At 46.0% G+C, this 19,672-nt stretch carries 24 protein-coding genes; 9 read left to right on the forward strand and 15 right to left on the reverse strand.

Features of this window, described 5'->3' with window-relative positions; all coding sequences use genetic code 11:
• Positions 1-44 precede the first annotated feature (44 nt).
• Positions 45-803 (reverse strand): substrate-binding periplasmic protein, encoded by a 759-nt coding sequence (locus tag ACFSKO_RS09350; protein ID WP_380250790.1) that lies wholly within the window; start codon positions 801-803, stop codon positions 45-47.
• A 616-nt stretch (positions 804-1,419) separates the two neighbouring features.
• Here ACFSKO_RS09350 and ACFSKO_RS09355 point away from each other — a divergent pair.
• The gene (locus tag ACFSKO_RS09355) at positions 1,420-2,673 is read left to right on the forward strand and encodes a sensor histidine kinase (RefSeq protein WP_380250792.1); all 1,254 of its coding nucleotides are present in this window, start codon (positions 1,420-1,422) and stop codon (positions 2,671-2,673) included.
• Between the two features lie 74 nt (positions 2,674-2,747).
• On the opposite strand, the gene ACFSKO_RS09360 is transcribed toward ACFSKO_RS09355, so the two are convergent.
• From ACFSKO_RS09360 to ACFSKO_RS09375, 4 genes are all read right to left on the reverse strand, one after another.
• Positions 2,748-3,833, reverse strand: coding sequence for a hypothetical protein (locus ACFSKO_RS09360; RefSeq protein ID WP_380250794.1), 1,086 nt, complete (start codon positions 3,831-3,833; stop codon positions 2,748-2,750).
• A complete protein-coding gene (locus ACFSKO_RS09365; protein ID WP_380250796.1) occupies positions 3,818-4,996 on the reverse strand; it encodes a hypothetical protein in 1,179 nt (392 codons plus the stop codon). The genes ACFSKO_RS09360 and ACFSKO_RS09365 overlap by 16 nt, the downstream gene beginning before the upstream one ends.
• Positions 4,997-5,212: 216 nt before the next feature.
• Positions 5,213-5,788: a hypothetical protein gene (locus tag ACFSKO_RS09370; protein ID WP_380250798.1), complete on the reverse strand. Its 576-nt coding sequence runs from the start codon at positions 5,786-5,788 to the stop codon at positions 5,213-5,215.
• 148 nt (positions 5,789-5,936) lie between these two features.
• Entirely contained in the window at positions 5,937-6,788 is an 852-nt protein-coding gene (locus ACFSKO_RS09375) for a LysR family transcriptional regulator (RefSeq protein WP_380250800.1), read from the reverse strand.
• Between the two features lie 195 nt (positions 6,789-6,983).
• On the opposite strand from ACFSKO_RS09375, the gene ACFSKO_RS09380 reads away from it, so the two are divergent.
• Positions 6,984-7,751 carry a class II aldolase/adducin family protein gene (locus ACFSKO_RS09380; protein ID WP_380250802.1) on the forward strand — a complete coding sequence of 256 codons (768 nt, stop codon included), beginning with the start codon at positions 6,984-6,986 and terminating at the stop codon, positions 7,749-7,751.
• Between the two features lie 77 nt (positions 7,752-7,828).
• Here ACFSKO_RS09380 and ACFSKO_RS09385 read toward each other — a convergent pair whose 3' ends face one another.
• The 5 genes from ACFSKO_RS09385 to ACFSKO_RS09405 form a co-directional block, all read right to left on the reverse strand.
• Positions 7,829-8,275, reverse strand: coding sequence for a methyltransferase family protein (locus tag ACFSKO_RS09385; protein WP_380250804.1), 447 nt, complete (start codon positions 8,273-8,275; stop codon positions 7,829-7,831).
• A 72-nt stretch (positions 8,276-8,347) separates the two neighbouring features.
• Positions 8,348-8,914 carry a Crp/Fnr family transcriptional regulator gene (locus tag ACFSKO_RS09390; protein ID WP_380250806.1) on the reverse strand — a complete coding sequence of 189 codons (567 nt, stop codon included), beginning with the start codon at positions 8,912-8,914 and terminating at the stop codon, positions 8,348-8,350.
• 47 nt (positions 8,915-8,961) lie between these two features.
• A complete protein-coding gene (locus tag ACFSKO_RS09395) occupies positions 8,962-9,573 on the reverse strand; it encodes a hypothetical protein (protein WP_380250808.1) in 612 nt (203 codons plus the stop codon).
• Between the two features lie 22 nt (positions 9,574-9,595).
• Positions 9,596-10,060 carry a hypothetical protein gene (locus ACFSKO_RS09400; protein ID WP_380250810.1) on the reverse strand — a complete coding sequence of 155 codons (465 nt, stop codon included), beginning with the start codon at positions 10,058-10,060 and terminating at the stop codon, positions 9,596-9,598.
• 92 nt (positions 10,061-10,152) lie between these two features.
• The gene (locus tag ACFSKO_RS09405; RefSeq protein ID WP_380250812.1) at positions 10,153-10,743 is read right to left on the reverse strand and encodes a hypothetical protein; all 591 of its coding nucleotides are present in this window, start codon (positions 10,741-10,743) and stop codon (positions 10,153-10,155) included.
• A gap of 176 nt (positions 10,744-10,919) precedes the next feature.
• On the opposite strand from ACFSKO_RS09405, the gene ACFSKO_RS09410 reads away from it, so the two are divergent.
• Both ACFSKO_RS09410 and ACFSKO_RS09415 read left to right on the forward strand, forming a co-directional pair.
• The gene (locus ACFSKO_RS09410; RefSeq protein ID WP_380250814.1) at positions 10,920-11,114 is read left to right on the forward strand and encodes a hypothetical protein; all 195 of its coding nucleotides are present in this window, start codon (positions 10,920-10,922) and stop codon (positions 11,112-11,114) included.
• A complete protein-coding gene (locus ACFSKO_RS09415; protein ID WP_380250816.1) occupies positions 11,111-11,248 on the forward strand; it encodes a hypothetical protein in 138 nt (45 codons plus the stop codon). Before ACFSKO_RS09410 ends, ACFSKO_RS09415 begins: the two co-directional genes overlap by 4 nt.
• Positions 11,249-11,267: 19 nt before the next feature.
• Here ACFSKO_RS09415 and ACFSKO_RS09420 read toward each other — a convergent pair whose 3' ends face one another.
• Positions 11,268-11,945 (reverse strand): hypothetical protein, encoded by a 678-nt coding sequence (locus ACFSKO_RS09420; RefSeq protein ID WP_380250818.1) that lies wholly within the window; start codon positions 11,943-11,945, stop codon positions 11,268-11,270.
• 90 nt (positions 11,946-12,035) lie between these two features.
• On the opposite strand from ACFSKO_RS09420, the gene ACFSKO_RS09425 reads away from it, so the two are divergent.
• Entirely contained in the window at positions 12,036-12,560 is a 525-nt protein-coding gene (locus ACFSKO_RS09425; protein WP_380250820.1) for a GNAT family N-acetyltransferase, read from the forward strand.
• A gap of 8 nt (positions 12,561-12,568) precedes the next feature.
• Here the strand turns inward: ACFSKO_RS09425 and ACFSKO_RS09430 are convergent, their stop codons facing one another.
• The 3 genes from ACFSKO_RS09430 to ACFSKO_RS09440 all read right to left on the reverse strand — a co-directional run bounded on the left by ACFSKO_RS09430 (position 12,569) and on the right by ACFSKO_RS09440 (position 15,555).
• Positions 12,569-13,345: a substrate-binding periplasmic protein gene (locus ACFSKO_RS09430; RefSeq protein ID WP_380250822.1), complete on the reverse strand. Its 777-nt coding sequence runs from the start codon at positions 13,343-13,345 to the stop codon at positions 12,569-12,571.
• Between the two features lie 200 nt (positions 13,346-13,545).
• Positions 13,546-14,418 carry a hypothetical protein gene (locus tag ACFSKO_RS09435; RefSeq protein WP_380250824.1) on the reverse strand — a complete coding sequence of 291 codons (873 nt, stop codon included), beginning with the start codon at positions 14,416-14,418 and terminating at the stop codon, positions 13,546-13,548.
• A gap of 126 nt (positions 14,419-14,544) precedes the next feature.
• Positions 14,545-15,555, reverse strand: a complete 1,011-nt coding sequence (locus tag ACFSKO_RS09440) for an AraC family transcriptional regulator (RefSeq protein ID WP_380250826.1) — start codon at positions 15,553-15,555, stop codon at positions 14,545-14,547.
• A gap of 193 nt (positions 15,556-15,748) precedes the next feature.
• Here ACFSKO_RS09440 and ACFSKO_RS09445 point away from each other — a divergent pair, with 193 nt between their 5' ends.
• Positions 15,749-16,201, forward strand: a complete 453-nt coding sequence (locus ACFSKO_RS09445; RefSeq protein WP_380250828.1) for a VOC family protein — start codon at positions 15,749-15,751, stop codon at positions 16,199-16,201.
• A 99-nt stretch (positions 16,202-16,300) separates the two neighbouring features.
• Here ACFSKO_RS09445 and ACFSKO_RS09450 read toward each other — a convergent pair whose 3' ends face one another.
• On the reverse strand, positions 16,301-16,981 hold the full coding sequence (locus ACFSKO_RS09450; protein WP_380250830.1) for a type 1 glutamine amidotransferase domain-containing protein: 681 nt from the start codon (positions 16,979-16,981) through the stop codon (positions 16,301-16,303).
• 162 nt (positions 16,982-17,143) lie between these two features.
• Between ACFSKO_RS09450 and ACFSKO_RS09455 the strand changes: the two genes are divergently transcribed.
• The 3 genes from ACFSKO_RS09455 to ACFSKO_RS09465 all read left to right on the forward strand — a co-directional run bounded on the left by ACFSKO_RS09455 (position 17,144) and on the right by ACFSKO_RS09465 (position 19,671).
• Positions 17,144-18,046 (forward strand): LysR family transcriptional regulator, encoded by a 903-nt coding sequence (locus ACFSKO_RS09455; RefSeq protein ID WP_380250832.1) that lies wholly within the window; start codon positions 17,144-17,146, stop codon positions 18,044-18,046.
• A gap of 252 nt (positions 18,047-18,298) precedes the next feature.
• Positions 18,299-19,192 carry an FAD binding domain-containing protein gene (locus ACFSKO_RS09460; protein WP_380250834.1) on the forward strand — a complete coding sequence of 298 codons (894 nt, stop codon included), beginning with the start codon at positions 18,299-18,301 and terminating at the stop codon, positions 19,190-19,192.
• A 2-nt stretch (positions 19,193-19,194) separates the two neighbouring features.
• Positions 19,195-19,671, forward strand: a complete 477-nt coding sequence (locus ACFSKO_RS09465) for a (2Fe-2S)-binding protein (protein WP_380250836.1) — start codon at positions 19,195-19,197, stop codon at positions 19,669-19,671.
• The last annotated feature ends 1 nt before the right edge of the window (position 19,672 follow it).

Here is a 19,672-nt window from a genome sequence, read left to right on the forward strand (position 1 = left end):
CTCAGCTATGACGCGACAATATGAAAACCAACCTGTATTGAAGTTCAAGAACCAGGTGCCAAAGGTCCATGACCATACGGGCGAATGATTTCCTCTATAACGCCTTTTTCACGTAAATCACTTATCGTCTGACTAAAGGCAGGCAGGAGAGATACGTATTGCGAAGTTTTACGGATACATAGATGAAGCGGTATCCTTGACAACACACCCGGCATTTTTTCAAACTTCACCTTAAGGCTTTGATCTTTCATAAAATAATCAAAATTAAAGTTGTTTCGCACAACAACATCAGCCCGGCGAGCAGCCAATAATTGATACGTTTGCTCCAGTGTATTTGCCCAGATTACATTCAGACCACCAGCTATATTTTTAGTCCAGCCATTTCCACGATAATCCAACAGCACAAAGCCTTTTAAATCATCATAGGTTTTGACCTGGAGAAGCTCATCTCTTCTCGGATGGTTCGCATAGGTATAAACGGCAAGCTCGATAACGATGAGAGGTTCCGGACTACAGGTTACATAGAGCAATCGGTCAGGTGTTGGAACCGTAACAAAACCATCGGAACGTCCTTTGCGGACTTCTTCTTGTCCCCGCGCCCACGGATACCCTTTATAGGAAACATCAACGTTCAGAATATCTTTCAACGATGCATCAAGCACATCAATTCCGATGCCGCGCATACGCCCAGCGTCATCCCACGCCAGCGGCGCATAGCTTTCAGGAAAGACAAGCTTAAGAGGCTCAGCCTTTAACGTAAGTGGCGAGATCATTAAAATAATAATCAGGAAAAAGCATTTCAAAGCAACATTCCCCAGCTTTTAAATAAACTCGATTTTTTTCGAGAAAAACGACGAGCCGCATCTTTTTCAGACTCTTTATTTTTTTAATTTTCGAGCTCTTAGACTTTTCAGGCTTTTGATAAGCCTGTTGATGTTTATTTCATCATAATACGTTAAAAATAACTCTTTTCATAGATAAATAGTTTTTCCTAACAACCGTAAGCTCAAAGTTTTGTGTTTGGCCCCATTAACAATCACTAGTGTACCTCTTGTGATTAAGAAGTCCTCCTCCGGAGTATTTATCTCCCACTTTTGAATTTAAAATTTTGTCGCGATCGCACCATAATAAAAATAACCTTCCCAAAGGCGAAACTAAATTTCAGCTTGAGAGCTATACATTTTTTAAGATCCAAATTCTGAAATACCACTTTAAGTATTTATAATAGTTAATTTAATTATCAAAAATTCTTAAATTCAAAATGAGTAAAATTATTTTTTACTTAAACTTTTGCGACAATAACACTCTCTTAACGAGTAAAAATGTAAAATCAATCACCTCGTCGATAATACTCGAAATAGCGTTGGTAAGAGACGTGTTTTAAGGTTTTTGAACGCTGTTACCCAAGGACATGCCCAAATGAGTGACAAAGAGCATTATCTCGCAAAAGAGCTCTCTTTTTTGGTAAAAACAAATAATAAAATATTTGATTTCTTACAACACTCTACTCTCGATGGGTTGTGGTATTGGGATTTGGAGAAGCCCGAAATCGAATGGATGAATGACCATTTTTGGAATCTGTTGGGGCATGATCCAAAAACAAAAAAACACCTCGCAGCTGAATGGCAGGATCTTATTCACCCAGATGACCTTGCCACTTCCATAGAGAATTTTAATGCTCATTTAAAAGATCCTAACCATCCATATGACCAGATAGTCAGATACCAACATAAAGACGGATCCACCGTTTGGGTTCGATGCAGAGGCATGATTATTCGTAACGATGAAGGAACGCCTCTACGTATGATTGGAGCACACAATGATCTCACCGGATTGATGTTAACCCAACAGCGTTTAGAACAACAAACAGAAAGTCTGAAAAGAGAGGTAAGCCTCAGGCAAGAATCAGATCTAGCCAATAAAGCCAAGGATCATTTTTTTGCCAAGATGAGCCACGAACTTCGTACGCCGTTGAATGCCGTCATCGGTTTTTCCGAAGCATTACTTTTAGGCATTTGTGGCGCGCAAAACGAAAAACAGACAGAATACATAGAAAACATCCGAAATTCAGGTACTCACTTATTAGCTCTGGTCAATGATATACTCGACCTCGCAAAGATAGAATCAAATGAAGAAAAATTATCCGAAGAAGTGATAGATATTCCTTCTGTCATGAACAACTGTCTTCATTGCATAGCCTCTATAGCTAATCAGAAAGAAGTAACTCTGACCGTTGATATCTTAAATGAAATCCCAAACCTTTATGGAGATGAAAGACGCATCAATCAAATTTTCACCAATCTGTTGAGCAATGCGATCAAGTTCTCTCCTAAAGGAGAAAGTGTTTCCTTTTCAGCGCAACACTCTGCAGCAGGAAGTATTATCATCGTGGTTAGAGATCATGGTTCAGGGATTGCTGCCGATAATATCAAACACCTAACCAAACCTTTTCATCAAATCAGAGGAGATATCCATTCTACCCCTTTAGAAGGAACCGGACTTGGGCTATCGATCAGCAATTCACTCACTCTACTCCACGGGGGCATCTTGACGATTGAAAGTCAGATTGAAAAAGGAACGACCGTTCGCGTTTGTTTCCCGCCTGAAAGAACAATATCAGCGACATTAGAACGCCCCCGATTTGTAGAGCAGTCTGTTGGTAAAGCTATGTAGAAATATGGGTTCAAGAAACTCCCCTTACTATTCAAAATAGATATTCATCAGAGTACTAAGCTGGCCACAACTTTTCATTCCAACCCCAGATTTTTCACTTTTTCGTCGAACCACGCCGGATATTTATCAACGTAGCGCCCCAAAGATAGCAACAGGAGCTCGCGTTTTGCCTCATCAGCGATGCGCAGACGCTCTTTGTGATAGAAGGCCCGCCGCACAGGGATAATATATTTATTCGGCACACCAGAATTTAGTTTGTCATAAAGCTGGTCCAGATCACCCGGAATGGCTTTCATGTCCTTGGAGATCACGATTTTCACATGCTCCAGTTTAAAGACCAGTTTTTCAATCGGCAGTTTGGCAATGATCTTCAGGTTATCCAGGTGAGACCGAACGGCGCGAACCATAACATCTGCATGCCAATCCAGACGGGCTGCCAGTAATTTATGATTAAAAACCGCTGTACTCATTTTAGCATCCAGCAACCAGGAATTCTCCACCACAATGATATCTTCATCATTTCGGTCTCTTGGACTGCCCTGCCCAATAATGCTTTTAGCGTCATCGGCGCTCACATAAACATTATTGTCACGTCCCGGCCCTTGATAATGGGTCAACAAACGATTCCACGGCAAGGCTCTGGGGACGTTCAGGCTCCACTCTTTATCTCCCGGTCGATTGGGAATACCAAGATCCAAGATGAGAGAGTAACGATTTTCCGGAAATCCTCTGCGGTGGAGAATGACCTGAAATCTTGAGTCATAAAGATTTATATGACGCCATATACTTTCGGGTATTTGAGAAACGGGCAAAGATCCACCCGGCGGATTTGGTAAAGGAAGTCGACGGCCCTTTGGAAACCACCACATGATTTGAGCCTGAGTAACCGCCTGGCCCTCAACATTTTGAACCTTCCAGCCTACATCGTAATCAAAACCTGGATATTCAATGCGTATTCTCACACCTTCTTCAAGAGGACCTGCAGCCTGTTGAAGGAACTGATAACGCCCACTTTCCCGCCCGGCGATATCTGCTGAAACGACAGTGGGGACAATAAGCCAGACCATAAGAAGCGTCGTTATGAAGGCCAGTATCTGTTCCCTTATCAGGAGCAGAGTTTTACCGTTTCGCCTAGCTACTCTAGCTACTGCACCAACCATGCTTCGACCTCCTGATCGAAGGCTTTTTGCCGTTGTTGAAGCGTCGGGTTTGCCTCTGGCCCACTTCCCTCTCCAGAAAACTCTGGTGAACTCTGTGATAAAAACTGAGTACGTAATTGCGGTGATCGTTGGAGTGCTCCGGTTTTCTCTGGTAATCCTGTGTAGTCCGCAGCCTGAAAATAGCCTTCGATCATCTGTGATGCTATAAGCGGCAGTATATACTTTTCGTTTTGGATAAAATCGCGTACCGGTGCGTAATAATGCGCTCCGTAGCTCAGGCCATAGAACACGATCCCGGCATAAAGAGCATAACTGAAACGATGAGAGCTAAAAATCGTTAGAATAAAAATCGCAACCGCAATAACCCCGCTCAACACCCCAATATTGATTAACGCATCCCAAGCCATCGCCCCCGTCACCAGTGAACTCGTTGCAGCCAAAAGCGGTAAAAGGATATAGATCGCCAACACCATCAATCCAATCAGCATCCCAAGAGGACCGCCAATTGATTTTGACTTAATGCGCTTTTCAGCCCTCAACCCACCGGTGTCTTCATCATGACTGTCACCATCATAATGGTTACGATCATTCTGATCATTTCCCGCCTTAAGACGATGACCTCGAAACCCATAAGGATCTTCTGCGTTGTTATGCGTGGGTAAAATATCTGGCCAATCCTCAGGCCAGTCTGCAAGCCCGCCTTCAGAACCATTTCCTGCTAAGTGATTTTTGGAAGAATAATTCTCTGGTAAATAATTCTCTGGTCGCTTTTCGACCTTATCCCAAATTGGTCCGGCCGAGACTTTCTGGCTCGTTAGAGATTTATCCTCTATAGGGTCATCCTTGGGTATGGAAAATCGTGGCTCTTCTTTTCGGGCACTCAGGGAAATCGAGGTTCTGTTCTCTGTTTTGTTCGAATAATTACCTTTTTCAGGTCGTTTTTTTTGCGCCTCAACCTGGTCGCGTAACACCAATTGAACAGCTTCATCAAAGCTTTCGATTTCATGTCGCGTTTCATGCGATGACAGTCGAGGTTTTCGATTTTCCAACTTTAGGACAAAAGACCGGCGTTCTTGCAAAAGAAAATCGACCAAATCACTGGTCTCCATTTCCTCCAACAAAGGTAACCCCTGCCTTAACACCCTCGCCTTCTCTTGCGCCAACGACAATCCCCTGCCCGTATCTCAAACTATTTCAGATTAAATTTTTAGGTATTTTACCTGAAACTTTCTTCCCAAACATATAACAGTAAAAAAGTTACCATAATCAAAACAGTTATCATCAAAACCATCGTGGTAATTGATAAAACGTCATTTTACTCAATTTTGACACAGGGCATTAAAGCCCTGATTTATTGTATCTTTTGGGGAAGTGAATTTTCAAAGCGTTTGACGGGAAAGATCCAAGCAGCGATCCATAAATTTTTCTGCCTTATATTCCAATGTCAGTTCCGGGTTGTCCTCGGCATAGATAATCTCAAGCTCCTTCCCGCCCAGACTGTCCCAATAGGATTTCTGACCGATCTGCTTGTTAAAACTGGTCTCAACAACCGCGCCAGCGACCTCAAAACGGTGCAGCACATTAAACCCGCGCCCCATGCGCGACTTGGTCCCCATTACCGTCGCCATCGCCGTACAACCACGGCTATAGATATGGAGTGTGTTACCCACCATCTCAATCATTGTCCACCACAGGTAAACAGATACCAACAGCGAGATCGGTACGGGCACATTGAGTGTCAGGTCCAGTTTGATCCCATCGTTAAAAGTAAGCCCTCCCAGAACCCACAGCAGTAAAACAGCAATCGCAACCGAAAGCAGACTATAGCCCAAAAAACGCCGGAGATAATAAGCCCGCACGACAGGATTAACCCGCCCCGCCGCCTTTAGTTCGCGGTAAAAAGGTAAAAAATCTCTGGCACCAACGTGGAGAAAAAATTCAAAAAGAAAGGACATCTAAACAATCTTAAATAAGGAAAATCAACGTGCGTGAAATAGCCCAGCTATACTGCCTGTCTTGCGCTGCCAGAGCAAAATTTATTCCTATTAAGACACCAAATAGATACAAAAAAATATTTATGGCCATATAAACATCAACACTTCCTCAAACAAACTCACCTTGGATCCAGTCGATAAAGGCGTGGCTGGCGTAGGTTTGGCTGTGGCGGGCGGGGATCATGAGGAAGTAAGCCTCTTGCATGGGAACGCTGTGGGCAAAGGGTTTCACCAGACGGCCTTGGTCGATCATATCCTGAACCAGTACGTCATGACCCAATGCCAAACCTGCACCGTTCACCGCGGCTGTCAGGGTGATCGAATAAGTAGAAGTCAGATTGACCCGCTGGTTGCTTGGCAAGCGTAAACCTTGATCTGACAACCATGTCTCCCACGAACAAAACACGGCACTGCAATCAAACAGACGATCTTTGCGCCAGTCAGCATTGGCGGTCAGTTCCGGAGTACAGACTGGATAAAAGTTTCCCTGAGACAGGCGTTCAGCTCTCGAATTTTCCCCTGTACTTGCCACATCCGAACGGCCATAGCGGATCACCACAGAGGCCGAGGGTTCTGTTTGAGTGGTCCAGATTTCCGGCACCACGTTCACGCTGAGCCAAGGATGTTTGTCGAGTAATTTGGGCAGGCGCGGTGCCAACCAAAAGATCGAAAAGGCCATGTTGCACTGAATGGTCAGGCGTTGATGGCCTTCGCCACCAGTAAGCGATTGTGTACCGGATTGCAGACGCTCAAAGGCATCTTGAATAACCGGAAGATAGCGCTCTCCAGCTTCAGTTAGATGCAGGGTCCGGGGTTGTCGAATAAACATCGGATGGCCGAGGTGCTGCTCCAGGCTTTTAATCTGCTGAGAGACAGCGGATTGGGTCATGTTTAGTTCACGCGCCGCCCCGGTGAAAGACAAATGCCGGGCCGAAGCCTCAAAAGCGCGCAACCAGTTCAACGGCGGGAGCTGTTTTCCACTCATTTGTTTGTGTTCTCTCTGCTCTTTGAATAACCACGCCGCGCATACATTAATTGGTCATTAGTTTGACTTATGACAGTACGTCATTTTTCTCGTTTGTAAAGTAACGCTAACTCTTTCAATCTTGAAAAAGACCACCAGAAAAAATACCGAATTATTTTGGGGAAACAACAGATGTCGAGCGTAACAAGCCGCAAAACGGGTAAAGATTATGATGCAAAAGAATGGGCCCTCCGTGTTGATCTCGCGGCTGCCTTTCGCTTGGCTGTGCATTTCGATTGGCATGAGTCCGTGGGCAACCATTTTTCGGCTGCGGTTTCAAGCGATGGTAAAAAGTTCCTGCTGAACCCGAAGTGGAAACATTTTTCTGAAATTTGTGCCAGCGACTTGCTGTTGCTGGATGCAGATGATCCCGACGTAATGAACGGCCCTGACGCACCCGACCCCACCGCCTGGTGCATACACGGTGCCATCCATGCCGCCGTACCAAACGCGCGGGTTATTCTGCATTGTCATCCAATCTATGCCACCACTTTGGCGACCCTGAAAGATCCGAGCATAAAACCGATTGATCAGAACACGGCCCGTTTTTTCAACCGCATGGCCATCGACAGCAACTTTAGCGGTCTCGCCGATGACAAGGCCGAAGGCCAACGGATCGCACGGGCCTTTGGCAACCAGTCGATCATGATGATGGGCAACCACGGCGTGTCTGTGGCTTCAGATACCGTGGCAGAGGCATTTGAAGACCTCTATTTCCTGGAACGTGCCGCCAAGACCCTGATTTTGGCCTATTCGACCGGACAGGAACTGAACATCTTAAGCGATGAGATCGCCGAAAAAACAGCGCGGAGCTGGGAAGACTATGGCGATGCCGCCTTTGCTCATTTTGATCACCTGAAAGCCATGCTGGACAAGACAGATCCTTCTTATCGGGAATAAGGAGGCTTTGGGATAAGAAAGACCGGATGTGCGACTGCACCTTTTCAGGGTGCAGTCTTTTTTCGCCCTCTTAAAGGTTAAATCCAGCGCCGAACCTGGCTGCAATAGGCGTCATAATCAGCGCCGAATTTACGGCGCATGACCTGCTCTTCAAACCGGATATACCAGCGATCGGTGATCAGAAGAAACAGGGCCGCAAGTAGGAGCGAGCTGTAGGCCGCGCCCATAACAATGGCAATGCCGAACAGGGCAATGACAAAGCCGAGGTACATGGGGTTCCGCGACCAACGGAAAACCCCTTCGATGACCAGCACATCCGGCTCGTCAAAGGTCATAATGTTGGTGCCTTTTTGCCTGAACAAGCGGCTGCCCGTCATAGCCAGAAACAACCCGGTAAGAACAAGTGGAATAGCAAAGAGATTGTAATTTCGGGCAACGTTATGCGGAGAACCCGTTCCCCAACAAATAACGGCCATAACACACACAATCAGCGCAAAGAGTATCGGCGGCAGCAGCTTTTTCATACTTCATTCTCCCAATAGATACCTGATCCTACCGGGTTTGTTCCGTTGCAGCCTTATCCTATGATAAGTCTTTTAGGTCAGGCCCATTTCCTTGCGGATGCGCGACAGGCTGACATCTGTAATGCCAATGTACATCGCCACATGCTTGAGCGGCACCAAGTCGCTTTGCGCGCCATATTCGCTTAAGAATTCTTCGTAGCGTTGCCGGGCCGAAAGCAACAAAAATCCGGCTTCGCGGCGTTCTTTTTTCAAGGCGAGATTTTCATAAACCCGGCGTAAAAAAATGGCCCAGTTCGTCTGCTGCTCTGACAAAGTAATCAGATCAGCATAGGCAATCGCCCCGGTCGTACAGGTGGTAATCGCCTGGGTATAAAAAGGACTGCCTTCACCGCTGACCAGCGTCGTGATCGAAGCAAAAGCCCCGCCCGCCTTAACCAGCGACTTGTTGCGCTCCCTGCCCTCGATATCGATATAAAAATACCGCCCGATACCCTCGATCAGGAAATGGATCTGCATCGGCTTGTCATCTGCGGAAAAGATGATGTCGCTTACCGCATAGGTTTTGAAAGAGAAAAAAGGGAGCGCACTTTCCCAGTCACCCGCTGTAAAGGGAACAAGATTTTGAACGATCTCGAACATATTTTCCTGACAACTCATCATCATTTACCCCCACCCTTTCAGGGCAATTAACGCGCCAAAAACTTCTTTTCTTCGTCTTTTGACAGGTCGTCAGGAGGCAACTTATCTTTGACAAGGCAACGTTTCGAAAAGTTAACTTTATGATATAGCTCCACGATATTCGGATCACTTTGCGCATAAATTAAAGGAAAAGTATCTCCCACATCCCCAAGACTATCCACGCCGCCAAGCAAACCTAGCTTTTTCTCAAACTGATAGTTTCGTCCCTTAACGGTGTACTTGAAATTGTAGGTATGCTTGCCTTTCCAAAAGGATTTTTCAGTTATTATTCCGGCAGCCACATCACCATCACTATAGGCGCGCGCAAGGACTTCAATATCCCGAACTTGAGAGCGGATGATTACAAATATGATCAAAAGGGTAAGCAGGAAACTGCCAAGGAATAAAGCGTTTAACATTAAAACTGAACTCTCAGGTTTCCAAAAATTCAGAATAAACAAGCAAAACAAAACGATCCAGAAAACCGCTTTGAAAAAGAACATCACGAAATAGGCAAGCAACGCTGCTTCGTTCAAAACCCCGCGCCCCTTAATATCCCGATAGAACAGAATGAAGTCTTTAGAGCAAAACAGCAGCACCAGATTAAACAGGATCTTCATATTTTACAGTTTCCTTCTAATTTCATATCGATATCTCCGGCAAGGTTTTATCCCGGTCTAAACAGCGTTTGGCAAAGAGGTCCGGGTCAAAGATAACCGCGACATCCGGGGCCGATTTGGCGTAGATCACGGTTACACTCTCTCCCTGTTTTGTGTTGATAAAATCCAGAAACGATTGCCCGGCTCTTTGCAATTTGTAGATCTTGCCATCAACCTTGTAGGCATATTTCAAAACCCGGATTTTACGATAGGTCTCCTTGTCAAAAAGCCTGCCCTCCACCAACGCACCATCACTATAGGCAAAGGCGGTTTTCTCCAGCGCCTTGATCCGCGGCCAGAGAAACAGACCAAAGAAAAACACCAGAACAAAAAGCCCGCCAATACGCACCCACGGGTTTTCAGGTTCGAGATAGAATTGATAAGCGTTGAAATAAAACACCCCAACCGCGAACAGATAAAGTCCCATCCAGCGCGCAAAATTTGCCATATAAAGCGCCTGTACATCGGCATTTACACGCCCTTTACGTCGCAGTTCGCCATAAAAGGCAATAAATTCACGAGAGCAAAACAGGGATCAATCTACAGAACGTACTTCCGCTCGGGTACCTTGATCTTGGGAGGCTCTTTCGTGGTATCAAGGCAATATTTTGAGAAATTATCAGGGTTATAAAACTTGGCATGGCGCGGAGAGGATTTGGCATAGATGATCGGTAATTCATGCCCGACACTCACCTTTTTTGCCTTAAAATAGGATTGTCGATCTTTTGTCAGGAAAAGTTGCTCGCCATCTGCATCAAATTGATACTTCAGCGAAAAGCCTTTTTTGCTCCACTTTTTACTGATCAAACGACCAACAACCACAATACCATCGCTATAGGCGTATAGAGCTTCTTCAAGGGATTTTATCCAGACAAAGCAAAACCCGAAGATGATCAGGCACACAAAGATCAACCACCCGCGAAAGGTCCAGTCATATTGCAGATGGCTTTCCATCATCCTGTAATACAGAAAAAAACAGGCGGCAAAAAAGATCCCCATATACAAAAAGGCGTAAAAGGCAGCAGAAGATAAAACCTGCGGGTTCACCACACCTTTTTTACGTAAATCCAAATAAAAGTGAATAAAATCTTTCGAGCAGAACAGCAGGAAAAAGCGAAAGAGAATATACATAGCGCCCCAAAAAATAACAATAAACCCCGCCCCAAGGGCAGCACGAAGATACAACCAATGCAAGATATAATTAACGAGATCAATAGATCTTTCTTATAAATTATCTCTACCGTAATCGTATATTTTAGCGACCAACAAAACACTCACAGCAAATCTCCCGTAACAGGTATCGCCACATGAACACCCCACCAATCCTGGAAACCCAGCGCTTAATCCTTCGACTTCACCGGAAAAGTGATTTTGATGCCTATGCCAAGATGTTTGCCTCAGATCGCGCAGTCCATATGGGGCAACTTGGCAGGCGTCAGGCTTGGTATGCTTATGCGGCTGAAGTTGGGCATTTGAAAACAAAGTTGTTACTTCACTGGTGAGTTATATCGCGCCTGAAAATCATCGTTCCATAAAACTCGCCGAGCGACTTGGCGCAGTTTTAGATACCCAAGGAAAAGCCGCTGATCATGGCGACCTTGTCTATCGTCATCTGATGCCGACAAGGCCGATCTGAATATCCAACCGCTCTATTGTCACAAAAGGTAATTCCTTTTTGAACCATCAAGATCGGTTATTTTTTTGCTCTTATCTAGGCAATACTTGGAAAAATCGTGAGGTTCATAAAACTTCGCATTATAAGGGGATGATTTGGCATAGATGATCTTTACCTTGTGGCCTTTTTCAATGTCATGAACATCAAAAATAGATTGCCTTGTCTTCGTTAGGGTAAATTGAACGTCTCCCACTTTATAGAGATATTTCAAGTCATACCCTTTATGTGCACTCTCTTTACTCACCAAGATCCCATCAACAAGTACACCATCGCTATAAGCGTAAACGGCCTCTTTCCAGGATTTAAACCTTCGGAGAGACAAAATTAAAACAACTAAACACATAATAAAGGCACATATGCGAGCCAAGAGTAAATGTTCGCCAATCTCATCACCCCAAGTATGAAAATAAACATATCCGATAAAGAGAAAGAACAGTCCGGCCCACAAAAACAAATAAAATGTGATAGCCGTGAGAGTCTTCTCGTTCAAATGACCTCTTGCCCGTAAACCTCTGTAGTAGTGAATAAAATCTTTCGAGCAGAACAGCAGGAAAAAGCGAAAGAGAATATACATAGCGCCCCAAGAAATAACAATAAACCCCGCTCCAAAAGCAGCACGAAGATGCAACCAATGCAACATATAATTAACGGATCGCATCGACATTACATTAGATAAACTCTATCGTAACAGCACGTTAATTGAACAATAAAACACTAAGCGAAGGTCTTCTATGATTAATATATTGTCATGAACTCCGCACCAACCCTAGAAACTCAACGCTTAATCCTTCGGCCACATCGAAGGGCTGATTTTGATGCTTATGCCAAGATGTTTGCTTCAAATCGCGCAGTTCATATGGGGCAACTGGACAGGCGGCATGCTTGGTATGCCTATGCGGCTGAAGTTGGGCATTGGGCCTTGATGGGGTTTGGGCCGTGGGCGCTGGAGCTTAAAGAAAATCAGAAACTTAAAAAAAATGATCCAGTGGTCGGCCAAGTCGCAATCCTGTGGCACGATCATTTTCCTGAGCCAGAATTAGGATGGCTTTTATTCGAGGGGTATGAAGGCAAAGGTCTTGCCTTTGAAGCTGCGACAGCTGCCCGAAATTGGGCATTTGAAAATAAAATCGTTGAGACATTGGTGAGTTATATAGCGCCTGAAAATTGTCGATCTATAGCCCTTGCCGAGCGACTTGGCGCAGTTATAAACACCCAAGGAAAAGCTGCCGATAATGATGACATTGTCTATCGACATCCTGTCCAAAACGATTGATACAGCTATCAGGACGCCTCTTTTGCACCTAGTCTGTCAATGTAGAGCTGGTATGTCCCATTGTCTTTGAACTCTTGCAGACGCTTGTTAAAACGCGCCATCAGGGCTTCACTGCCCGGCAGGCTTTTGGGAAACAGAACATAGCTTTTATTGTTTAAAATTGCCTTTGGGTGATGGGTTATGCGGGCCTGCTGTTCCGGGGCAAACTGACTTTGTAGAGCAAAATATCCCACAGAGATTTCCTGAGGATAGAGCTGAACCCGCCCGGCAAGAAGCTTTTCAAAATTGGCCCGGTCATTGGGTTGACGATCCATAAGGAAGGTCTGCGCAGCAAGGGCAGCGTCGAATTCAGGGCCATAGCTGTATTTAATCCCGCCTCCCATGCGATAGCCCGCGAGATCATCCAGATCCTGCCAATCAAACCGGTTTTTTTTGAGATAAAAGAAGACAAACTGTTCGATAAGAACCGGATCGCTAAAAAGGAATTCTGCGTCGCGCTCATCCTTGTGCATCCAAACGCCCATCGCATTGTGATCGCCAATCGATGTTTCATGATAGCCCCGCGCCCAGGGTAAAAACGTCAACTCGGCTTCAATGCCTTCGGCTTTGAAAATATCTCTGATCAGGTCAGCAATAACGCCGCCACCTTCAAGTTTTTGAGACAGGAAGGGTGGCCATTCACCAACGGTTACGTTTATTTTTTCTTCTGTGGCATGAGCGTACGAGCTGACAAGGCTTAAGGAGAGAAACAAGCCTATCACGAGGACAGTTAAACGACGCAACATTTCAATCTCCTTATCAGGTTTTGCCCCCAACCCCTAAATCAGTACTTTGACCTATGCTCTTTTCGGTTCCCTTTATATCACAGTCATGATTAATTTTCATTAACAATAAATTACGTCGTGAAATCGCCCCTGAACAATCACGCATCCCCCCTGTTTATCACCAGAAAAAGGGAGAGAGAGAGACCTACCTCGTACAAATTTTAATGCGTCCCAGCCTGAGAAGCGAAGTAAAAGTATTGCGCATAAGACGGATCTATTTCTGCCAAATCAGGATTTCTCACCGAAAGAATACGCCGTTCCATCATATTGACTTTATCTATGCTGGCTTGATACTGCGACTGCCACAGCCCTTGTAAAGAGCCGTCTTTATAGGCAGCAACCAACCCTTTCATAATTCGATCGGCTTGTTTTTCATTGCCCTTGGTCGTGTAAAAAAACTTTGGAAAGGGGTAATAAAGGATTAAATTTTCGTCATAGGCGAGGTTTTTGATTTTTTTGTTCGCTTCCCATTCATTAAGGAACTCATTTATTCCTCTGGGGAAGAGATCCGCCCTGTTATTGGCCACCATTTGGAACATGCCGTGATAATTACTCGCTTCAACCACATTGAATCCTGATTTTTTGAGAATTTCAGTATCGTTCCACCCAATCCCCTGAACCATTGAAAATTCCTTGAGTTGATCGAGGTTCTTGACGCTTTTTAAGCGCGCAAGAGTTTGCGTAGACGCAAAAAACACCCGATATCCCAAAATACCAAGATCAATGGGAAAAGGAATGGCAACCATCTTTTGCGTACGTTCTGGGGTAACAGCATTAGCGACAAAGTAATTTTTGTAATAACCCTGTTCAACTTCAACCATCGCCCGTTTGGTATTGGCCCCCATGCGTGATTGTAACAATCTGTAGGGACCGTACTCATCAACGGTTTTTTGTAACGCCAACTCAATCAATCTATGCTGATATTCATAACGATGATCGTTCGCAGTCTCTGGCCCTCTGGTCGTAAAAACGGTTTGTGCGGACAGGCTGTTGATCAACAGAAAATAACAAATTATAGATAAAACAATCTTCATCTCAGCGACCTTTTCCTAATACTCCCCCGCATTTTACGTCACAAGAAATACCACATCGTTAACGTCTTAATTTTCTTCTTGGAAACACCTTAAGTAAAATCATAAAAACTAAGGTAATAAATCCTGCTAAATCATGCGTATCTGACTTGATGTTTCTTTTGGGGATTGATTGAAAAGGCGTTTGTATTCGCGGCTGAATTGACTGGGGCTGTTGTATCCCACAGCAAAGGATGCGTCACCGGCCGATGTTCCCGATAAAATCAAACGCCGTGCCTTATGCAGGCGAAAGTTTTTGATGAACTGGATTGGCGTCATAGTTGTGGCTTGTTTGAATTTACTGTGCAAGGACGAAGCTGACATACCTGCCACTGCAACCAACGTGTCAATTTCAATCGGGCGATCAAAATGGCGCTCAATATAATGAACAATCGGTGCAATTTTATTGGCATAGGTATCGTTTGCAACACAGTTCCGCAACAATACCCCCCGCGGCCCACAAAGAACTTCGTAATATAACTCGTGCGTGATTGCAGGCGCGAGCACCCGTGCATCGACAGGATCATCAAGGGTTTTTATCAAACGCAAGACGATCCTCTGCAAATTGTCCGTCAGTGGGCTAGATAAGCTGATGTCCAGACTATCCGCCCGCCCCGATAAAACAGGGTTTCCACCAACATCTTCACAGATTTCACTCAAATTGTCGCCACGGGGTGCGCCAATAATTTCTCCCGCCTCGATATCTGCAGTGCGCGCCCGTTTAGCCTTTGGCCCACGGGCAGGGCCAATTTCGGCAATTAAACGACTGGCAAGGGCTTGATCAATGTCCAACTGAATAGCCAAAAAAGGCTGTTCGGGCGAGAGATCATAAGCATCAGATTCAATGGGTAAGCTGACAGAATTGATCAGATAATTTCGAGGATTGTAATCGTTGTATTTATCCTGATTCCCCGCCCCGCCATAGTACATGCGCTTTCGCCCTTGAACTACAACACAGATACACGGACCATACATATAAGGCCGGCGGCAAAAGCTTTCTTCATGACGATAAAGCTTAATATCAGGAATTGCCGTCAGGTTCTCTCCCTCATCAGGTGCCAACCTGCCAACAATTGCGATCAACGCGTCTGCATCATCCATTTTGCCGTGTATATCCTACACCCAGTTATCAAACATTCTGGAGGATCATGACAGACAAAGGTTAAATTTACACCGAAAAGGAACTTTTTTGGAGTTTTAGGCAAAAGACAGAAAGGAATATGATAACGCTGCGTCTCGCTTTAACCTCATAGTCAGGTCATCAGATAACCTTAAACTGTTAATGGAATTTACGATGGCAATCCCTACCTATCCCGCAAAAAACAATCTAAGCCCTCTGTCATCCATGAAAGCTGACCACCTGGCCCTGAGAGTGCCCGATTTTAATGCCAGCCGTGACTGGTTCATTGAAAAGTTTGATTTTCGGGTCATACATCAATGGCCCTTTGGCGACCTCAAACTCGCCTATCTCGCACCCGCTGCAGATGATAATTTTCTCATAGAGCTTATCGGCGGCACCCTCAACACCCCCCGTACAAAACATGCCGACCTTAGTGCCAGTCTGGGCGAAGGCGGATCTCATCATATCTGTTTTGCCGTAGAGGATACGAAAAAGACGCTGGAAGAACTCAGATCACGTGGTGTGAAAGTGGTGGCCGAACCTTTTGTTGTCGATGATATCAACTGCCTGCTCGCCTTCGTCTCAGACCCTTGGGATAACCTTTTTGAGCTATCCCAAAAAATTTAAAGCCATATCGCGGTTCGAATAATCTCGATTACATGAAGGAGCATTTAGCAGGCTCTGTATCCTTACGGCCATAAATGCTCCTTCAAAATCAATTGTAGATCAGCCCTCCAAGGCTTCGAGCAGCAAACGCGCGGTGGAATCAGATGATCCCGGGTTTTGTCCGGTGACCAGCACGCCGTCCCGAATTGCGAAATCGGCCCAGTCGTCTGCGGAACGGAAAATACCGCCTGCTTTTTGTAAGCCCTGTTCTACGGAATAAGGCACCAGATCAGTCGCGCCCACAGCGGCTTCTTCACTATCGGTAAAGCCGGTAAGTTCAAGCCCTGCCACAATCGGTTCGTTGTTCTTGGTTGTCGCTTTAACCAACGCAGCAACACCGTGACAGACAGCCCCAATCGGTTTGGCCGCAGTGTGAAATTCAGTAAGAAGCGCGAGAGAAGCAACATTGTCAGTTAAATCATACAGCGGCCCATGACCACCGGGATAGAAGACCGCGTCAAAGTCACTGGCTTGGACATCTGTCAATTTACTGGTGTTCGCCAACAAGGTCTGAGCTTCTTCATCCTTTTCAAAACGGCGGGTATCATCACTTTGAAAATCAGCCCCCAGACTTGCCGGATCCACGGGCGGTTGTCCACCTGCGGGAGAGGCAAGTGTGATCTCTGCTCCTGCTTCTGCAAAGCGGTAGTAAGGTGCTGCGAACTCTTCCATCCAGAAACCCGTTTTTCGCCCGCTGGCACCAAAGTCTGCGTGAGAAGTCAAAATCATCAAAATTTTCATAACAATATCCTTAATCAATACAAATAGGTGAAAACAAACAACGACGTTTCCTTTCCCGTTGAGATAAAGATAATTTGCTTCTTCAATAATGTTAATAGACCAATATAAATACATTTTGTATGATATTATTTGACAATAAAATAACGGCTATAAGGGCACATAATGGATGATTTAAGAGGCATGATTATCTTTGCTCGTGTGGTTGAAAGTGGCAGCTTTGCAGAAGCTGCCCGTCGATTGGGTTTAGGGCGTGCCGCAATAAGTCACCAGATCAAACAGCTCGAAGAACGCCTTGGCATACGATTACTTCACCGCAGCACCCGTAGCCTTAGCCTGACCCACGCAGGTGAAGATTATTACCAAAGCTGCAAACTCATCACCGAAGAGGCAGAGGCCGCAACACGGCGTATTCAAAGCCTTAGTGATGAACCCGTGGGGCGGATCTCGCTAACATGCTCGACCAACTTTGGTCTCAAACGCATTGTGCCCCTGCTCAGCAAGTTTCGTCACCTCTATCCAAAGATCGAGTTGGACGTAGAGCTTACGGACGAGCTGACCAATCTGGTCCAAGGCGGGTACGACATCGCAATCCGGTCTGGCCCGTTACTTGATTCAGACATGATGTCGAAAAAAATATGCAGTACCCGTCGACGGATCTGTGCTGCCCCAAGCTATCTGGAAATGGCAGGAACACCGACCGCGCCCGAAGACCTGGCTTCTCACAACTGGGTCACCTACAGCAGACATTCCGGCGTGCTCTCCCTCACCCGTGATGAACGTTCCTATAAGGTCCGCATCTCAGGCCCGGTGCGTACCAACAACGCCGGCGCTCGCTTACAGTTTGTCTTGGAAGGTCATGGCCTTGGCCTGCTGCCCGAACACGAATTTTGGGAATCACCCAAGGGCGATCTTATTATGTTGCTCCCCGAATACGAAATGGCACCGCTCGATCTCTACGCCGTCTATCCTCCCGGCGCAGCCTCAACCCTCAAAGTCCGCATGTTGATCGATTATCTCGCCGAACAGTTGGGAAAATCTCCTCAGAATGCAATTTCAGCGCACTAAATATCTCATAGATATAAACTTCAAATCCATAGGATATAACCACAACTTATATTTTATAAAAAAAGACATCCGCGACGTGTTTGATGTTTACAAAGGGGGCTCACACCCTATCTACTACTGTACAAAGAAGAAAAAGAATGGACAGACTGCTCAGAAGGTCATCAGACATAAGTGCTGAAGGCTGTTAGGTGCGATCTGAAACCGGGATCAGGAAAACGACTTTCGTTGAGATGAGACAAGTGGATCTAGTATATGCGTTATGAATCTCCCAAAACTATAGAAGCAGCATCCGCGTTGCTGGCTGATGAGGCGGGTCTCGCCCGTGTTCTCGCTGGCGGAACTGATCTATTGGTGCAACTGCGTTCTGGCATGGTTGAACCCGATCTGGTGGTCGATGTTAAAAATATCCCGACCATGACCTCTATCGTCGAAGAAAACGGTGGTTACCGAATTGGTGCTGCGGTTTCTTCTGCTGAAATGAACGAGCATGTAGGTCTTTGCGCCATGTGGCCCGGCGTTATGGAAGGTGCAGATCTGATCGGATCAACTCAGGTTCAAGGACGCGCCACTATGGTTGGCAACCTTTGCAACTGTGGCCCCGCTGCCGATAGTGTGCCGGGGATGGTTGCCGCCAATGCGGTTGCAACGATTGTTGGCCCGAATGGCCGTCGTGAAGTGCCTGTCATTGAGATCCCGGTTGCGCCGGGTAAATCCACCTTGGCCAAAGGCGAAATTGTTGAGAGTGTACTCCTGCCCGCACAGGCAAAACGAGGTGGAGATTCTTATTTGCGTTTCATCCCCCGCACAGAAATGGATATTGCTGTCGTTGGCGTTGGTGTGAATATCGAACTGGATGATAATGGTGTTTGCACACATGCACGTGTTGGTTTAGGTGCTGTTGCGATCAAAGTTCTGTTGGTTGAAGACGCTGCCAAAGCATTGATCGGCTCTAAACTTGACGAAGACGCGCTTGCAAAAATGGCTGCAGCGACTTCTGCTGCCTGTAAGCCCATCAATGACAAACGTGGCACCATCGAATTCCGTACCAAAGTTGCCGGAGTTCTGGCGGTGCGCGCAGCCAAAATTGCCCTTGAGCGAGCCAACGCGCGAGCCAGTAAAAAAACCTCAAACGGGGGGGAGAAATAACAATGTCCGGTATTCATGTTTCAACCAAAATCAATGGCGACGCTGTTGAATTCGTCTGTGATGTAGAAGAAACCCTGCTTGACGTGTTGCGTGATAAACTCGGTATGACAGGATCCAAAGAAGGCTGCGCCTCTGGTGATTGCGGGGCCTGTTCGGTGACGGTTGATGGCCGCTTGACCTGTTCATGCTTGATGTTGGGTGCAGAGGCCGAAGGCCACGATATCGGCACCATCGAAGGCGTTGCCAAGGGCACACAGCTCCACCCGATTCAACAGAAAATTCTCGACCACGCTGCTTTACAATGTGGTATCTGCACGCCGGGTTTTGTGGTTGCAGCCAAAGCACTTTTAGAAAAGAACCCCGACCCGAGCGAAACCGAAGTTCGTTTCTGGCTCGCCGGGAACCTTTGCCGTTGCACAGGATATGATAAAATCATTCGCGCCGTTATGGACGCTGCAGCAGAAATGAGAGGGCAATAAT

The sequence above is a fragment of the Kiloniella antarctica genome, from assembly GCF_042682825.1.
GTDB classification, from domain to species: Bacteria; Pseudomonadota; Alphaproteobacteria; order Kiloniellales; family Kiloniellaceae; genus Kiloniella; species Kiloniella antarctica.

Bases quoted from the DNA above. Each gene is read 5' to 3' on its own strand.
- ACFSKO_RS09355 (WP_380250792.1), top strand. From the start codon at position 1,420: ATGAGTGACAAAGAGCATTATCTCGCAAAAGAGCTCTCTTTTTTGGTA.
- ACFSKO_RS09360 (WP_380250794.1), bottom strand. From the start codon at position 3,833: ATGGTTGGTGCAGTAGCTAGAGTAGCTAGGCGAAACGGTAAAACTCTG.
- ACFSKO_RS09370 (WP_380250798.1), bottom strand. From the start codon at position 5,788: ATGTCCTTTCTTTTTGAATTTTTTCTCCACGTTGGTGCCAGAGATTTT.
- ACFSKO_RS09380 (WP_380250802.1), top strand. From the start codon at position 6,984: ATGTCGAGCGTAACAAGCCGCAAAACGGGTAAAGATTATGATGCAAAA.
- ACFSKO_RS09385 (WP_380250804.1), bottom strand. From the start codon at position 8,275: ATGAAAAAGCTGCTGCCGCCGATACTCTTTGCGCTGATTGTGTGTGTT.
- ACFSKO_RS09390 (WP_380250806.1), bottom strand. From the start codon at position 8,914: ATGTTCGAGATCGTTCAAAATCTTGTTCCCTTTACAGCGGGTGACTGG.
- ACFSKO_RS09395 (WP_380250808.1), bottom strand. From the start codon at position 9,573: ATGAAGATCCTGTTTAATCTGGTGCTGCTGTTTTGCTCTAAAGACTTC.
- ACFSKO_RS09400 (WP_380250810.1), bottom strand. From the start codon at position 10,060: ATGGCAAATTTTGCGCGCTGGATGGGACTTTATCTGTTCGCGGTTGGG.
- ACFSKO_RS09405 (WP_380250812.1), bottom strand. From the start codon at position 10,743: ATGTATATTCTCTTTCGCTTTTTCCTGCTGTTCTGCTCGAAAGATTTT.
- ACFSKO_RS09410 (WP_380250814.1), top strand. From the start codon at position 10,920: ATGAACACCCCACCAATCCTGGAAACCCAGCGCTTAATCCTTCGACTT.
- ACFSKO_RS09420 (WP_380250818.1), bottom strand. From the start codon at position 11,945: ATGCGATCCGTTAATTATATGTTGCATTGGTTGCATCTTCGTGCTGCT.
- ACFSKO_RS09425 (WP_380250820.1), top strand. From the start codon at position 12,036: ATGAACTCCGCACCAACCCTAGAAACTCAACGCTTAATCCTTCGGCCA.
- ACFSKO_RS09430 (WP_380250822.1), bottom strand. From the start codon at position 13,345: ATGTTGCGTCGTTTAACTGTCCTCGTGATAGGCTTGTTTCTCTCCTTA.
- ACFSKO_RS09435 (WP_380250824.1), bottom strand. From the start codon at position 14,418: ATGAAGATTGTTTTATCTATAATTTGTTATTTTCTGTTGATCAACAGC.
- ACFSKO_RS09440 (WP_380250826.1), bottom strand. From the start codon at position 15,555: ATGGATGATGCAGACGCGTTGATCGCAATTGTTGGCAGGTTGGCACCT.
- ACFSKO_RS09445 (WP_380250828.1), top strand. From the start codon at position 15,749: ATGGCAATCCCTACCTATCCCGCAAAAAACAATCTAAGCCCTCTGTCA.
- ACFSKO_RS09450 (WP_380250830.1), bottom strand. From the start codon at position 16,981: ATGAAAATTTTGATGATTTTGACTTCTCACGCAGACTTTGGTGCCAGC.
- ACFSKO_RS09455 (WP_380250832.1), top strand. From the start codon at position 17,144: ATGGATGATTTAAGAGGCATGATTATCTTTGCTCGTGTGGTTGAAAGT.
- ACFSKO_RS09460 (WP_380250834.1), top strand. From the start codon at position 18,299: ATGCGTTATGAATCTCCCAAAACTATAGAAGCAGCATCCGCGTTGCTG.
- ACFSKO_RS09465 (WP_380250836.1), top strand. From the start codon at position 19,195: ATGTCCGGTATTCATGTTTCAACCAAAATCAATGGCGACGCTGTTGAA.